Annotated in this window: 16 protein-coding genes; 4 read left to right on the forward strand and 12 right to left on the reverse strand. The window is 71.0% G+C overall.

All coding sequences use genetic code 11. The annotated features are described in order from the left end of the window. Positions 1-3 precede the first annotated feature (3 nt). The 8 genes from OG707_RS04565 to OG707_RS04600 all read right to left on the reverse strand — a co-directional run bounded on the left by OG707_RS04565 (position 4) and on the right by OG707_RS04600 (position 7248). Complete coding sequence (locus OG707_RS04565; RefSeq protein WP_329114589.1) at positions 4-1194, reverse strand: acetylornithine transaminase; 1191 nt, start codon at positions 1192-1194, stop codon at positions 4-6. After that, positions 1191-2096 (reverse strand): acetylglutamate kinase, encoded by a 906-nt coding sequence (argB, locus tag OG707_RS04570; RefSeq protein WP_329114590.1) that lies wholly within the window; start codon positions 2094-2096, stop codon positions 1191-1193. Before argB ends, OG707_RS04565 begins: the two co-directional genes overlap by 4 nt. After that, complete coding sequence (gene argJ / locus OG707_RS04575) at positions 2093-3271, reverse strand: bifunctional glutamate N-acetyltransferase/amino-acid acetyltransferase ArgJ (RefSeq protein WP_329114592.1); 1179 nt, start codon at positions 3269-3271, stop codon at positions 2093-2095. Before argJ ends, argB begins: the two co-directional genes overlap by 4 nt. Then, positions 3268-4296, reverse strand: coding sequence for an N-acetyl-gamma-glutamyl-phosphate reductase (argC, locus tag OG707_RS04580; protein ID WP_329114594.1), 1029 nt, complete (start codon positions 4294-4296; stop codon positions 3268-3270). Before argC ends, argJ begins: the two co-directional genes overlap by 4 nt. A gap of 69 nt (positions 4297-4365) precedes the next feature. After that, positions 4366-5358, reverse strand: a complete 993-nt coding sequence (locus OG707_RS04585) for a HEAT repeat domain-containing protein (protein WP_329114596.1) — start codon at positions 5356-5358, stop codon at positions 4366-4368. Positions 5359-5362: 4 nt separating this feature from the next. Beyond that, on the reverse strand, positions 5363-6013 hold the full coding sequence (locus OG707_RS04590) for a HEAT repeat domain-containing protein (RefSeq protein ID WP_329114598.1): 651 nt from the start codon (positions 6011-6013) through the stop codon (positions 5363-5365). A gap of 60 nt (positions 6014-6073) precedes the next feature. Further along, positions 6074-6673, reverse strand: a complete 600-nt coding sequence (locus OG707_RS04595) for an MBL fold metallo-hydrolase (protein ID WP_329114600.1) — start codon at positions 6671-6673, stop codon at positions 6074-6076. Then, the gene (locus OG707_RS04600; RefSeq protein WP_329114602.1) at positions 6673-7248 is read right to left on the reverse strand and encodes a histidine phosphatase family protein; all 576 of its coding nucleotides are present in this window, start codon (positions 7246-7248) and stop codon (positions 6673-6675) included. Before OG707_RS04600 ends, OG707_RS04595 begins: the two co-directional genes overlap by 1 nt. An 84-nt stretch (positions 7249-7332) precedes the next feature. On the opposite strand from OG707_RS04600, the gene OG707_RS04605 reads away from it, so the two are divergent. Further along, on the forward strand, positions 7333-7773 hold the full coding sequence (locus tag OG707_RS04605) for a DUF6314 family protein (protein ID WP_329114604.1): 441 nt from the start codon (positions 7333-7335) through the stop codon (positions 7771-7773). A 1-nt stretch (position 7774) separates the two neighbouring features. Here OG707_RS04605 and OG707_RS04610 read toward each other — a convergent pair whose 3' ends face one another. Both OG707_RS04610 and OG707_RS04615 read right to left on the reverse strand, forming a co-directional pair. Beyond that, on the reverse strand, positions 7775-8206 hold the full coding sequence (locus tag OG707_RS04610) for a GNAT family N-acetyltransferase (RefSeq protein ID WP_329114606.1): 432 nt from the start codon (positions 8204-8206) through the stop codon (positions 7775-7777). 9 nt (positions 8207-8215) lie between these two features. Continuing rightward, on the reverse strand, positions 8216-9652 hold the full coding sequence (locus OG707_RS04615; protein WP_329114608.1) for an aminotransferase-like domain-containing protein: 1437 nt from the start codon (positions 9650-9652) through the stop codon (positions 8216-8218). Between OG707_RS04615 and OG707_RS04620 the strand changes: the two genes are divergently transcribed. Continuing rightward, positions 9651-10763, forward strand: a complete 1113-nt coding sequence (locus OG707_RS04620) for a DUF1918 domain-containing protein (RefSeq protein WP_443071262.1) — start codon at positions 9651-9653, stop codon at positions 10761-10763. The genes OG707_RS04615 and OG707_RS04620 overlap by 2 nt on opposite strands. A gap of 1 nt (position 10764) precedes the next feature. Here OG707_RS04620 and OG707_RS04630 read toward each other — a convergent pair whose 3' ends face one another. Next, positions 10765-11985, reverse strand: a complete 1221-nt coding sequence (locus tag OG707_RS04630) for a glycoside hydrolase family 10 protein (RefSeq protein ID WP_329114610.1) — start codon at positions 11983-11985, stop codon at positions 10765-10767. A 138-nt stretch (positions 11986-12123) separates the two neighbouring features. Here OG707_RS04630 and OG707_RS04635 point away from each other — a divergent pair, with 138 nt between their 5' ends. Together OG707_RS04635 and OG707_RS04640 are read left to right on the forward strand one after the other, a co-directional pair. Then, positions 12124-12996: a 3-hydroxybutyryl-CoA dehydrogenase gene (locus OG707_RS04635; RefSeq protein ID WP_329114612.1), complete on the forward strand. Its 873-nt coding sequence runs from the start codon at positions 12124-12126 to the stop codon at positions 12994-12996. Positions 12997-13111: 115 nt separating this feature from the next. Then, positions 13112-13369 (forward strand): hypothetical protein, encoded by a 258-nt coding sequence (locus OG707_RS04640; RefSeq protein ID WP_329114614.1) that lies wholly within the window; start codon positions 13112-13114, stop codon positions 13367-13369. Between the two features lie 9 nt (positions 13370-13378). Here the strand turns inward: OG707_RS04640 and OG707_RS04645 are convergent, their stop codons facing one another. Further along, a complete protein-coding gene (locus OG707_RS04645; RefSeq protein ID WP_329114616.1) occupies positions 13379-13909 on the reverse strand; it encodes an NUDIX hydrolase in 531 nt (176 codons plus the stop codon). Between the last annotated feature and the right edge of the window lie 51 nt (positions 13910-13960).

The following is a 13960-nucleotide window of genomic DNA, read 5'->3' on the forward strand; positions in this document are numbered from 1 at the left end:
TTCTCAAGATCGCTCTTCCCCGTTGGCCGCGTCGAGAACGCCGGGCAGTGCCCGGAGGAACGCGTCCACCTCGTCGTCGCCGATGTTCAGCGGCGGCATCAGCCGTACGACATCGGGGGCGGGCGCGTTCACCAGGAAGCCTGCGTCCAGAGCCGCCTGCTGCACCTGGGATGCGAGGGGCTCGGTGAGCACGATACCCAGCAGCAGGCCCGCACCACGGACGTGGGCGATCAGCGGGTGGCCCAGAGTCTCGATTCCGTCGCGCAGCTTCTCACTGGTCCGCTTCACCTGGTCGAGGATTCCGTCGCCCTCGATCGTGTCGAGCACGGCCAGGCCGGCGGCGCAGGCCACCGGATTCCCGCCGAAGGTGGTGCCGTGCTGGCCGGGGTGGAGCAGCTCGGCCGCATCGCCGAAGGCGATGGTCGCGCCGAGCGGCAGCCCGCCGCCCAGGCCCTTGGCGAGGGTGACGACGTCGGGGTCGACGCCTTCGTGCGCCTGGTACTCGAACCAGGTGCCGGTCCTGCCGACGCCCGTCTGGACCTCGTCGAGGACCAGGAGGGTGCCGGTGGCGCGGGTGATCTCACGGGCGGCCCGCAGATAGCCCTTGGGCGGGACGGCCACGCCGATCTCGCCCTGGATGGGCTCGATGATCACGAAGGCGGTGTTCTCGGTGACGGCGGCGCGCAGCGCCTCCACGTCGCCGAACGGCACATGGGTCACATCGCCGGGGAGTGGCTTGAAACCGGTCTGCTTGCCGGGCTGGCCGGTCAGCGCGAGGGCTCCCATGGTGCGGCCGTGGAAGCCGCCCTCGGTGGCGACCATGTGGGTGCGGCCGGTGAGCCTGCCGATCTTGAAGGCGGCTTCGTTGGCCTCGGCGCCCGAGTTGCAGAAGTAGACCCGGCCCTGGCGTCCGAAGATCTGCAGGAGCCGTTCGGCGAGCGCCACGGGCGGCTCGGCGATGAAGAGGTTGGAGACGTGGCCGAGCTGCGAGATCTGGTGGGTGACCGCGGCGACGACCGCCGGGTGGGCGTGGCCGAGCGCGTTGACCGCGATGCCGCCGACGAAGTCGGTGTACTGCTTGCCGTCGGCGTCCCAGAGCTTCGCGCCCTCGCCGCGTACGAGGGAGAGCTTCGGGGTTCCGTAGTTGTCCATCAGCGCGCCCTGCCAGCGCTGCGACAGTTCCTGGTTGCTCATGACTCCCCCTGTGTCTGCGCGTCGGGCACGACCATCGTGCCGATTCCTTCGTCGGTGAAGATCTCCAGCAGGATCGAGTGCTGGACGCGGCCGTCGATCACGCGGGCGGTGTTGACGCCGTTGCGCACCGCGTGCAGACAGCCCTCCATCTTGGGGACCATCCCGCTGGCCAGGTCGGGCAGGAGCTTCTCCAGCTCGGTGGCGGTGAGACGGCTGATCACCTCGTCGCTGTTCGGCCAGTCCTCGTAGAGTCCCTCGACGTCCGTGAGGACCATCAGGGTCTCGGCGTCCAGCGCAGCAGCGAGTGCCGCAGCCGCCGTATCAGCATTGACGTTGTAGACATGGTGGTCGTCCTGGGAGCGGGCGATCGAGGAGACGACCGGGATACGGCCGTCGGCGAGCAGGGCTTCGATGGCACCGGTGTTGATCTCGGTGATCTCGCCGACGCGGCCGATGTCGACCAACTCGCCCTCGATACGGGGCTGGTGCTTGGTGGCGGTGATGGTGTGCGCGTCCTCGCCGGTGAGGCCGACGGCGAGCGGGCCGTGCCGGTTGAGCAGGCCTACGAGTTCCCGCTGGACCCCGCCGGCGAGCACCATCCGTACGACGTCCATGGCGTCCTCGGTGGTGACGCGCAGGCCCGCCTTGAACTCGCTGACGATGCCGTGCCGGTCGAGGGCCTTGCTGATCTGCGGGCCGCCGCCGTGCACGACGACGGGCTTGAGGCCCGCGTGGTGCAGGAAGACGATGTCCTGCGCGAAGGCGGCCTTCAACTCCTCGTCGATCATGGCGTTTCCGCCGAACTTGATGACGACGGTCTTGCCCTGGTGACGGGTCAGCCAGGGCAGCGCCTCGACGAGGATCTGCGCCTTGGGCAGTGCGGTGTGCCGTCGTGTGCTCATGAGCTGTACGCGCTGTTCTCGTGGACGTAGTCCGCGGTCAGGTCGTTGGCCCAGATCACGGCCGACTCGGAGCCTGCGGCCAGGTCGGCGGTGATCTTCACCTCGCGGTAGCGCATGTCGACCAGGTCCCGGTCGTCGCCGACGGAACCGTCTCTGCAGACCCAGACGCCGTTGATGGCGACGTTCAGCTCGTCGGGCTCGAAGGCGGCGGAGGTGGTGCCGATCGCGGAGAGCACGCGGCCCCAGTTGGGGTCCTCGCCGTGGATGGCGCACTTGAGGAGGTTGTTGCGGGCGATGGACCGGCCCACCTCGACGGCGTCGTCCTCGCTCGCGGCGTTGATCACCTCGATACGGATGTCCTTGCTGGCCCCCTCCGCGTCGCCGATCAGCTGGCGGGCGAGGTCGTCGCAGACGGTACGTACGGCCTCCGCGAACTCCTGGTAGTCCGGGGCGACTTCGGAGGCTCCGGAGGCGAGCAGCAGCACGGTGTCGTTGGTGGACATGCAGCCGTCGGAGTCGACCCGGTCGAAGGTCTGGCGGGTGGCGTCGCGCAGCGCCTTGTCGAGCGTGGCGCTGTCCAGGTCGGCGTCGGTGGTGAGGACGACCAGCATGGTGGCGAGGCCGGGGGCGAGCATGCCCGCGCCCTTGGCCATGCCGCCGACGGTCCAGCCGTTGCCGGTGGCGACCGACGTCTTGTGGACGGTGTCGGTGGTCTTGATGGCGATGGCGGCCTTCTCGCCGCCGTGCGCGTTCAGCTGCGCGACCGCCTTGTCGACCCCGGGCAGCAACTTGTCCATCGGCAGCAGGACGCCGATCAGTCCGGTGGAGGCAACCGCGACCATTCCAGAGCTGTGACCGCCCGTCTCGTCATACCCGGCGGTGTTGAGCGACTCGGCCACCTTCTCCGCCGTGGCGTGCGTGTCCTGGAAGCCCTTCGGTCCCGTACAGGCGTTGGCGCCACCGGAGTTGAGGACGACGGCGGTGACCTCTCCGCCCTTGAGGACCTGCTCCGACCAGAGGACGGGGGCGGCCTTCACACGGTTGGAGGTGAAGACGCCCGCAGCGGCGCGGCGCGGACCGTTGTTGACCACGAGGGCCAGGTCGGGGCTGCCGCTCTCCTTGATTCCGGCGGCGATGCCCGCCGCCGTGAATCCCTGTGCTGCCGTGACGCTCACGGTGCTACTCCGATCGTGGAAAGTCCGGTGTCCTCGGGAAGTCCGAGGGCGATGTTCATGCTCTGGATCGCGCCGCCGGCAGTGCCCTTGGTGAGGTTGTCGATGCCGCTGATCGCGATGATGCGGCCTGCGGCCTCGTCGTACGCGACCTGGATCTGCACGGCGTTGGAGCCGTACACGGAAGCGGTGGCGGGCCACTGCCCCTCGGGGAGGAGGTATACGAACGGCTCGTCGGCCAGGGCCTTCTCGTACGCCGCCCGTACGGTCTCGGCGGTCACCCCGGGCTTCGCCTTCGCCGAGCACGTGGCGAGGATGCCGCGGGACATCGGGGCGAGCGTCGGGGTGAAGGAGACGGAGACGCGCTCGTCCGCCGCGGCGGAGAGGTTCTGGATCATCTCGGGGGTGTGGCGGTGGCCACCGCCGACGCCGTACGGGGACATGGAGCCCATGACCTCGGAGCCGAGCAGATGCGGTTTCGCCGCCTTGCCCGCGCCGGAGCTGCCCGAGGCCGCGACGATCACCGCTTCGGGCTCGGCGAGCCCGGCCTCGTACGCGGGGAAGAGCGCGAGGGAGACGGCGGTCGGGTAGCAGCCGGGCACGGCGATGCGCTTGCTGCCCGCCAACGCCGCCCGCCCGCCCGGGAGTTCGGGGAGGCCGTAGGGCCAGGTGCCGGCGTGCGGGGAGCCGTAGAACGTCTCCCAGTCGGCCGCGTCCTTCAGCCGGAAGTCGGCGCCCATGTCGACGACGAGCACATCGTCGCCGAGCTGTTCGGCGACGGCGGCGGACTGGCCGTGGGGCAGCGCGAGGAAGACGACGTCATGGCCGGCGAGCACCTCGGGGGTGGTCGGCTCCAGGGTGCGTCCGGCGAGCGGGTGCAGGTGCGGCTGCAGCGAGCCGAGCTTCTGTCCGGCGTTGGAGTTGCCGGTGAGGGCGCCGATCTCGATGCCGGGGTGCGCGAGGAGCAGACGCAGGACTTCCCCGCCCGCGTACCCGCTCGCCCCTGCCACTGCTGCTCGTACCGCCATCGAACCCTCCTCGTTGATGGCATGACTATACGCAGCGACGCAGTTTTATGCAAAGAAAATGATCGCCGATCAGGCGCGCAGCCTGCGCAGGTACGTCGCCGTCAGCGCGACCGCGCGGTCCCCGTCCTGCTCCAGTTCCACCAGGGCAGCCGAGGCGGTCGTCCCCTGGACACCCCCCAGCGCCTGGGTCAGTCGCCCGCGTGCGCGCGGATCGGCGGAGTCGTCGGCGAGGCGCTCGACGAGGCCGGCCGCGATCCGGTCCGCCGTCGCGGTGTCGCCCGCCAGCACGCTGAGCGCATCAGCGGCATCGGTGTCGTTGCGGCCCTCCACGATCATGTCCATGAGCGTCGGAACCGCCTCGGACTCCCCTCGTGCCCCGAGCGCCAGCGCCGCACACCCGCGGACCGCGTCGTCGGGGTGCGCGAGAGCGTCACGGAGGTATGCGGCGGCCTCGTCCCCCGGCAGTTCGGCGAGGGAGCGGACCGCACGTTCCCGTACGGCGGCCGTCGGTGAGCCCAGGGCCTTCACCAGAAGGGCCGGACCGCCGTCGCCCGAGCGGGCCAGCGCCCAGCGCAGGGTCCCGGCGACGACCGGGTCCGTCTCCCTCAGGGCTGCCTCGACCAGTGCCTCCACCGGCACCGCGTCGTCCGAGGAGAGCGCCGCGCGCTGGCGCGTGTCCGCGCTCTTGGAGCCCAGCGCCTGGAGGAGCGCGACGACCTGGAGGACGTCCTCCCAGTCGCTGGGGTCCGCTGCGTCGATGCGGCTCAGCCGCGTGAGCAACTCGGTCTCGGCCGCGATGCGTTCGCGTGTCCGCAGGACGAGGTCGCCGATGAGCTCCGAGGGCACGAAGCCGTCGTCGTCGAGCGCGCGCCCGATTTCACGCAGCGAAAGACCCAGCGACCGCAGGCTCTCGACATGGAAGATCCGCCGGATGTCCTCCGCGGAGTACTCCCGATACCCGGAGCCGGTACGGCCCGAGGGCCGCACCAGACCGAGCGACTCGTAGTGCCGGAGCATGCGGGCACTGACCCCGGACCGTCGCGCCACCTCACCGATCAGCACGCCTCTATCGTCCCTCCTGACCGGAGCCGCCGAGAGCGACGACGCGCTTCGCCTCCTCGATCGCGAACTCGAACCCGGTGTCCGGGTCGCGCAGCAGCCGCTCCGTGGCGACCGCGTGCACCCGCGTGCGTGGGTCGGGGGCCGCCGTTGCTGCTCGTAGCGCCGGCACCGTCGCTTCGCCGAGCGCGACCAACGCCCGGCTGAGACTCAGCTGCGTCTCCCGTCCACCGCGCCCGAGTTGAGTCACCAGCGCTGCGGCCAGCGCGGTCTCCTCGCCCTCCGGTACGAGCAGGACCGCGGCCCGCCAGGCGCTGCGCGCCACCTCGTCGTCGGCGTCCGTCAGCAGCGTCCGGGTGAGGGCCGGCCAGGCCCGCCCGTCCCCGATCTTGGACAGGGTGTGCAGCGCCTGGCTCCGCGCCTGCGCACGCTCCGAGCGGAGTGCGCGGAGCAGTGCGGGCAGCGTCGACGCCGCCGGGTGGCGGGTGAGCGCCCAGGTCAGCATGTCGCGCACGAAGAACTCGGGCTCCACCGCGCATCGCTCCATGAGCGGCTCGACGAAGCTCGGGTCCGGCGTCGTACCGACTTCGAGAGCGGCCCGCAGCCGCACGGACGCACTGCTGTCCTCCAACGCCTGAAGCGCTGTCGTGGTCGTCATCGTGACCACCTCCTCGGCGATCACTGAAAACCTTGTCACCGTGTCAAGGTCAAGCAGCCTCTATGCGGACGCGCCCGGCGGCAGCCAGTGGTAGCGGTCGCCGCACTCGTCGGTGAGCCAGCCGTTGATGCTGCTCAGCCCCCGCTCGTTGATCTGCGCGTCATGGATTCCGTACGCCCGCTGCGGAGCGACGTCACGTACGAAGTCGATGGCCTCGTCCGTCTTCAGCCAGGACGCCTGCAGCGGGACGAGGAGGGTCTCCACCGGACGGTCGGGGCGGTGCAGCGAGTCACCGGGGTGGTAGAGGCTGTCCTCGACGAGGTAGGCGAGGTTGGCGCAGTCCGGGAGGTCGCCGTAGATGCGCGCATGCCGCCCGCCGTGGGCGCTCACCCTGAATCCGGCCGCGGTGAACTCCTCACCGGCGCGGACGCACCGGAAGTCGAGGCCGGGGATCCGGGCCCCTTCGGGTGCGTACACGGGCACGCCGAGACCTTTCAGCCGCAGCGCGTCGACGTGGTCGCCGTGCTCATGGGTCACCAGGACGGCATCGGCGCCGGTGAGGGCCCTGGGCTCGCTCCAGATGCCGGGGTCGATGACCAGCGTGCCCCCTCCGTCGAGCTCCAGGCGGACACAGGAGTGGGTGTACTTGGTGATCCGCATCAGACCCCGGCCTCCAGCCGCAGGCTCCAGCGGCCCGCCCGGCCGCTGACCGTGACCGTCGAGAGCGGGCGGACGTCCACGTTCCAGTACGCGGACGGGGGCGCCTTCAGCGCGTACACCAGAGCCGCCCGTACGACGGCCGGTTCGGCCACCGCCACGATGCTGCCGGCGGCATCAGCGGGCCGGGTGTCCAGCCAGCGGCCTATCCGCGAGATGAAGGCGAGCAGTGACTCGCCGCCGTGCGGGGCCGAGCGCGGGTCGGCGAGCCAGGCGTCGACGGCGCCCGGTTCGCGGGCCGTCACCTCGGACAGGGTGTAACCGCGCCAGCGGCCCATGTCGCAGTCGCTGAGCGCGGGCTGGACGAGCGGGGCGTAGCCGAGCGCCTCGCCGGTGGCGCGGGAGCGGGCGGTCGGTGAGCAGTAGCGCAGCTCGGCCGCGCCGAGGGGGACGAGGGTGTGCGCGACGAGCTGGATCTCGTGCCAGCCGGTCTGGTCGAGCGGCCGGTCGTCGTCGAACCGCTCGGCGAGGCGGGAGGAACTGCGCGCGGCGGCGACCAGCGTGACCCGTGTGTCCATGGCCGTGATCGTCCGGCCGAAAGCCCTGGTGGTCAAGAGGCACCAGTAGGCTCGTGTGACCCCGCCCCGAGGAGATCCGCCGCCATGCCGCACCCCGTGCCCGACACCCTGGCCTATCTGGCGGGGACCTGGAGCGTGGAGCGCACGGTCCGTGATCTGGCTGGTGGCGCGGAGGGGCGGTTCACGGGGCGTACGGAGTTCGGGCCGCTGGACGGCGGCGGGCTGCTGCACCACGAGTCCGGTGTGTTCACCTGGCAGGGTGTGGCGCGGCCGGCGGAGCGGACGCTGCGGTTCCTGCCCGGGGAGGCAGCCGGGACCGTGGAGGTCCACTTCTCCGACGGGCGGTTCTTCCACGCTCTGGATCTGCGGACGGGGCGCCACACCGCCGACCATCCGTGCTCGGCCGACCTCTACCGGGGCGAGTTCGAGGTGCTCGGGCCCGACAGCTGGCGGATGGTGTGGCGGGTGCGCGGGCCGGCCAAGGATCTGCTGCTCGTCACGGAGTTCGCACGGCCCGCCCCTTGAGTCACTGCGCGCCGAGCGCCATCCACTTCTCCGGGCTCTCCAGGACCGTGAAGCCGACCTTCTCGTACACCCCGTGGGCGTCCGCGGTCGCGAGCAGGATGCGCCGCAGACCGCTGGGCTCCAGGTGGTCGCGTACGGCGGTCACCAGGGCGGTGCCGAGGCCTGTGCCGCGGGCCTGGCGGTCGACGTACACGTCGCAGAGCCAGGCGAAGGTGGCGCCGTCGGTGATGACGCGGGCGTAGGCGACCTGCTCGCCCGAAGTGGCGTCGTACGCACCGAAGTTGAGCGATCCGGCGATGGCGAGGTCCTGCTTCTTGCGGCTGCGGCCCATCGCCCAGTAGGCGTCGGTGGAGAGCCAGTGGTGGATGCGGACCGCGTCCAGCCGGGCCGGGTCCGCGGATATCTCGTACGCGCCGAAGGTCGTGTCGTTCATCTCGTGAGGCTATCCGAGCACCTCGTCGCAGGCGGTACGGAGCCTGCGCACCCCCTCCGTGATCTCGGCGGGGCCCGACACCCCCGCGTAGCAGAGCCGCAGATGCGGTGCGGGCGGCTCGGCGGAGAAGTACGGGCGGCCGGGGGTGACCGCGACGCCCGCGCGCAGGGCGGCCGAGCCGAGGGCGCTCTCGTCGGTGCCGTCGGGGAGGCGGAGCCAGAGGTGGTAGCCGCCGGAGGGGATGTGCGGCAGGGCGAGTTCGGGGAGATGGAGGGCGAGGGCGGTGGTGAGGGTGTCACGGCGCATCTTCAACTCGGCGGACACCTGCCGCAGATGGCGGTTCCAGGCGGGTGAGCCGACGAGTTCGAGGGTGGCCTCCTGGAGGGGGCGCGGGACGAAGAAGCTGTCGACGATCTGGATGGCGCGCATCCGCTCCAGTACGGGTCCGCGCGCGGCCAGGGCGCCGATGCGCAGGCTGGGCGAGGTGGCCTTGGTGAGCGAGCAGACATGGATGACGGTGCCGTCGTGGTCGTCGGTGGCGAGCGGACGGGGCAGCGGGCCCGCGTCCTCGTGGGCGAGGCGGCGTACGTAGTCGTCCTCGATGACGAAGGCCCCGGCCTCGCGGGCGATGCGCAGGACTTCGGGGCGGCGCTCGGCGGAGAGGACGGCTCCGGTGGGGTTCTGGAAGAGCGGCTGGCAGATGAAGGCGCGGGCGCCGGTGGCCTTGAAGGCGGCGGCGAGGAGTTCGGTGCGTACGCCGTCACGGTCCACGGGGACGGGCACGGGGCGCAGTCCGGCCGCGCGGACGATGGCCAGCAGTCCGGGGTAGGTCGGGGATTCGACGAGGACGGGGGCGCCGGGCGGGGCGACGGCGCGCACCGCGGTGGTGAGCGCGCTCTGGCCGCCCGCCGTGATCAGCACCTCGGCGGCGGTGATCATGCCGCCGGTGCCGCGCGCGAACCACTCGCGCAGCTCGGGGAGTCCGTCGGTGGGCGGCCGTCCCCAGGCGCCGGGCCGGCGGCCGGCCCGGGCGAGGGCGGCGGCCATGGCCTGTTCGGGCTGCAGGGAGGCGTGCAGATAGCCGCTGTTGAACTCGATGACGCCGGCGGCGGGGGCCGCGAGGCAGACCAGTACGCCCGAGGCGTCGACCGCGCGCGGTGCCGCACCGGTGGCGCCCTCCACGCCGAGCGCAATCTCCTGCCAGGAGGTGTCGCCGGGCTCGGGCGGCCGGGTGCGGGGCTCGGCGCGGAAGGCTCCGGCGCCGGGGCGGGTCACGACCAGGCCCTCGGCGGCCAGCTGGGCGAGGGCGCGCGAGACGGTCACCGGGCTGACCCGGTAGCGCTCCACCATCGCCCGGCTCGACGGCAGCTTTCCATGCTCCGGGTAGCGATCGAGCTCTCCCTTAAGGGATTTCACCAGATCAGCCACACTGCTACGCTCATGCATGACAGCACAGAATAGCGCTACTCACCCCGGTGCGATAGCAGTTGGCAGTGGAACCGCCCAGGCCGCCCTGGGGGTCGTCGCCTTCTCGCTGACCTTCCCCGCGACGGCTTGGGGCCTCGAAGGCTTCGGCACCTGGTCGCTGGTGGCCGTACGGTGCGTCCTCGCCGCCCTCGTCGCCGGAGCCGCGCTGCTCGTCTGCCGGATCCCGCTGCCGCCCCGCCGCCACTGGGCCGGGCTCGCGGTGGTGGCGCTCGGGGTGGTCGTCGGCTTCCCGCTGCTGACCACGCTCGCACTGCAGACCTCGACCACGTCCCATGCGGCCGTCGTGGTGGGCCTGTTGCCGCTGACGACGGCCGCGATGTCGGCGCTGCGGACCGGGGCGCGGCCCTCGCGCACCTTCTGGGCGGCCACCCTCGCCGGAGCCGCCGTGGTGATCGCGTTCACCGTGCAGCAGTCGGGAGGCGCGCTCTCCGCCGGGGACACCTTCCTCTTCGCGGCGCTCCTGGTGTGCGCGGCCGGGTACACCGAAGGCGGGCGCCTGGCCCGCGAGATGCCCGGCTGGCAGGTGATCGGCTGGGCGCTGGTGCTCTGTCTGCCGCTCACCGTGGTGGCCGCGGTGCTCGCCCTGGCCGTCGAGCCGGTCCACCTCACCGCGCACAGCGTCGCGGGTCTGGCCTGGGTCGCCGTCGGGTCGCAGTTCCTCGGTCTGGTGGTCTGGTACCGCGGCATGGCGGAGATCGGCGTGGCGAAGGCGAGCCAGCTCCAGCTCGCCCAGCCGCTGCTCACCCTCGTCTGGTCGGTCACCCTGCTCGGCGAGCACCTCTCCCCCGCGGCGCCGGTCGCCGCAGGGGCCGTACTGGTCTGCATCGCGGTGACGCAGCGGGCTGCAACTCCCGCTGCCCGCCGTAGACTTGACGCCATGCAAGCAAGCGTGGGCGACCATCTGCTGGTGCATGGCAGGACCGTAGGACAGCAGGACCGGGTCGCGGAGATCGTCGAAGTACTGGGGACCGACGGCCTGCCCCCGTACCGCGTCCGGTTCGAGGACGGCCACGAGGCGCTCATGTCACCGGGGCCGGACTCGGTGGTCCAGCCCCGGCGCCCTCAGTAGCTCAGGGGCGTACGCGCGTCCGGTAGTGGTCGGCCACGACCCTGGCCATCGACCCGGTCGGGTCCGTGGCGACCTCCTTGCCGGAGAAGAAGACATGGCCGCGCACCTGTCGGTACCCGTCGGCGAAGGTCAGATGGCGGGAGAGTTCGGCCGGGTCCTGCCAGGGCGCGGGCTGGGCCGGGTCGCCCGCCTTGTAGAGGGCCTCGCCGATGTAGAGGTCGACGCCGGTGCCGCGTACGACGTCGTCCCACCAGGGCACGAGGGCCGCATAGTCCGCCGCGGCGAAGCCGATGTTCCAGTAGACCTGCGGGCAGATGTAGTCGATCCATCCCTCCTTGACCCATTTACGGGTGTCCGCGTGGAGGTTGTCGTACGTCTGCACGCCGGCCGTCGTCGCCGAGCCGAGCGGGTCGGTGGCCGCGTTGCGCCACACCCCGAAGGGGCTGATCCCGAAGCGGACCCGGGGCTTGATCCGCTTGATGCCGGCCGCCATCCCGCGCACCAGGCGGTCCGTGTTGTCGCGCCGCCAGGCCGCCTTGTCGGGGAAGCCCGCGCCGTAGCGCGCGTACGCGTCGTCGTCGGCGAAGGTCTGCCCGGCCACCGGGTACGGGTAGAAGTAGTCGTCCCAGTGGACGGCATCGATGTCATAGCGGCGTACGGCATCGAGCATCGCGTCCTGCACGAAGCGCCGGACCTCGGGCAGACCGGGGTTGTAGTAGAGCTTCCCGCCGTACGGAAGGATCCACTCCGGGTGGAGGCGCGCGGGGTGCGTGGGCGCCAGCCGGGAGGGGTCGGTGTGGTTGGCGACGCGGTACGGGTTGAACCAGGCGTGCAGCTCGAGCCCCCGGCGATGGGCCTCCTTCACCGCAGTGCCCAGCGGATCCCAGCCCGGGTCCTGCCCCTGCACTCCGGTGAGATACTCGGCCCACGGCTCGTACGGCGAGGGCCACAGCGCGTCGGCGGTCGGCCTGACCTGGAACATCACGGCGTTGAGCTTCCGCCCCGCCGCCGCGTCGAGGTACGCGATGAGCTCCGCGCGCTGCTGCGCCGCTGTGAGCCCCGCCACGGAGGGCCAGTCCCGGTTGGCGACGGTCGCGATCCACATTCCGCGCAGCTCCCGGTGCGGGCGCGGCGGCCGGGCGACCGCCTCGCCGGGCAGGACAAGGCCCGACACCACCGCTGTCGCGCCCGTCACCAGTGCTCTTCGGCTCACAGACCTCATGCGTCGCCCCTTGCTCAGTAAGCGATTGTTAACCCGGCACGCCATTCACCCGCAGGTCAGGAGTAACGTCAAGGGCCGGGACGGGCGCCGGAAGCACTATCGGGGGACTCGTCCGGAGAGATCTGCGAAAGGCTGGATGTGACGGACTCGCTTACGGACATCACTCGCGTCGGAGTGGTGGGCTGTGGCCAGATGGGCGCGGGCATCGCGGAGGTGTGCGCCCGCAGCGGCCTCGAGGTGATGGTCGCCGAGACCACCGGCGAGGCCCTGGAGATCGGCCGCACCCGGCTGCACAACTCCCTCTCGAAGGCCGCCGAGCGCGGCAAGATCACCGAGGAGGAGCGTGACGCGACCCTGGCGCGCCTGAGCTTCACCACCGACCTCGGGGAGTTCGCCGACCGCGACCTCGTCATCGAGGCCGTCGTGGAGAACGAGCAGGTCAAGACCGAGATCTTCCAGGTCCTCGACCAGGTGATGACCCGCCCGGACGCGATCCTCGCCTCCAACACCTCCTCCATCCCGCTGGTGAAGCTGGCCGTCGCGACCTCCCGTCCCGACCAGGTCATGGGCATCCACTTCTTCAACCCGGCCCCGGTCCAGCAGCTCGTCGAGCTGATCCCGGCGCTGACCACCTCCGAGGAGACGGTCAAGCGCTCGCAGACGCTGGTGGAGAACGTGCTGGGCAAGCACGCGATCCGCGCGCAGGACCGTTCGGGCTTCGTGGTCAACGCGCTGCTCATTCCGTATCTGCTCTCCGCGATCCGGATGTTCGAGTCGGGCATCGCCAGCCGCGAGGACATCGACAACGGCATGGAGATGGGCTGCGCCCACCCGATGGGCCCGCTGAAGCTCGCGGACCTGATCGGTCTGGACACCGTGGCCTCGGTCGCGGATTCCATGTATGCCGAGTTCAAGGAGCCGCTGTACGCGGCTCCCCCGCTGTTGCAGCGCATGGTGGACGCGGGTCGGCTCGGCCGCAAGACCGGCTCTGGCTTCTACCCGTACTCCTGATTCGCACGGAGTGTGCGGGGCGTGCTCGCATATGCCCCGCGCACTGCCTGTCCCTGTACGGACAAGGCGAGTTGACTCGGTTACGGCCCTCCTCAAGGAGAAAAGGAGCGGAACCGTGTCATCCGATGCCGACCTTCCCTTGGTCGTCGAAGAGTTCGCCGAACTGCACCGCAACCTGGACGTCGGGCTTGCCCAGATCGACGGACGCCTTGCCCTGCTCACCCAGCGCGACGGTCAGATCGACAAGGACCTCACCGATCTGACCGCGCGCATCACCACCCTGGAGCACACCCGCTGGCCGCTGCCCGCGGTCGCCGCACTGACTGCCGTCGGCGCGCTGACAGTGGCGGTGTGGCAGGCCCTCGGGCATTAGCGGACCGGGTCAGCCGAGCCGCAGATGGTGAAGCATCAGCAGCCCGGCGGCCATGTTGGCGGCCGGCACCTCGCCTCGGGCGATCATGTCCGGGACCAGCTTGAGCGGGACCCATTCGCGGCGCGAGGACTCGAAGTCGTCCTCGGGATGACCGATGTACGTGCCCTGCTCCGACCAGTAGAGATGGTGCCGGGCGTCGGTCAGTCCGTTGGACGGCTCGACGGTGAGCAGATGGTGGAGGGGGCCGGGCCTCCAGCCGGTCTCCTCCTCCATCTCACGGGCCGCGGCCACCGCGATGTCCTCACCGTCCTCGACGACTCCGGCCGCGAGCTCCCAGCCCCAGCTGTTGGTGATGAAGCGGTGGCGCCAGAGCATCAGCACCTCGTTGGCCTCGTTGACGACGGTCGCCACGGCGACGGGGCGGAGCCGTATGACGAAGTGGTCGAGGTGGCGGCCGTCGGGGAGTTCGACGTCCGCCAGGTTCACCCGGAACCAGCGGTTCTTGTACACAGTCTGTTCGCTTAAGTTCGTCCACTGCACGTTTCTGCCACCTTCCGACAAGTAGATGGCAACATCGCAGCAGGAGCACGG

The sequence above is a fragment of the Streptomyces sp. NBC_01465 genome (genome assembly GCF_036227325.1).
Classification (GTDB): domain Bacteria; phylum Actinomycetota; class Actinomycetes; order Streptomycetales; family Streptomycetaceae; genus Streptomyces.

Coding starts and splice junctions, on each gene's coding strand:
- OG707_RS04600 (WP_329114602.1), bottom strand. CDS start 7,248: ATGGACACACGGGTCACGCTGGTCGCCGCCGCGCGCAGTTCCTCCCGC.
- OG707_RS04590 (WP_329114598.1), bottom strand. CDS start 6,013: ATGACGACCACGACAGCGCTTCAGGCGTTGGAGGACAGCAGTGCGTCC.
- OG707_RS04605 (WP_329114604.1), top strand. CDS start 7,333: ATGCCGCACCCCGTGCCCGACACCCTGGCCTATCTGGCGGGGACCTGG.
- OG707_RS04615 (WP_329114608.1), bottom strand. CDS start 9,652: ATGCATGAGCGTAGCAGTGTGGCTGATCTGGTGAAATCCCTTAAGGGA.
- OG707_RS04610 (WP_329114606.1), bottom strand. CDS start 8,206: ATGAACGACACGACCTTCGGCGCGTACGAGATATCCGCGGACCCGGCC.
- argB (WP_329114590.1), bottom strand. CDS start 2,096: ATGAGCACACGACGGCACACCGCACTGCCCAAGGCGCAGATCCTCGTC.
- OG707_RS04630 (WP_329114610.1), bottom strand. CDS start 11,985: ATGAGGTCTGTGAGCCGAAGAGCACTGGTGACGGGCGCGACAGCGGTG.
- argC (WP_329114594.1), bottom strand. CDS start 4,296: ATGGCGGTACGAGCAGCAGTGGCAGGGGCGAGCGGGTACGCGGGCGGG.
- OG707_RS04565 (WP_329114589.1), bottom strand. CDS start 1,194: ATGAGCAACCAGGAACTGTCGCAGCGCTGGCAGGGCGCGCTGATGGAC.
- OG707_RS04620 (WP_443071262.1), top strand. CDS start 9,651: ATGACAGCACAGAATAGCGCTACTCACCCCGGTGCGATAGCAGTTGGC.
- OG707_RS04595 (WP_329114600.1), bottom strand. CDS start 6,673: ATGCGGATCACCAAGTACACCCACTCCTGTGTCCGCCTGGAGCTCGAC.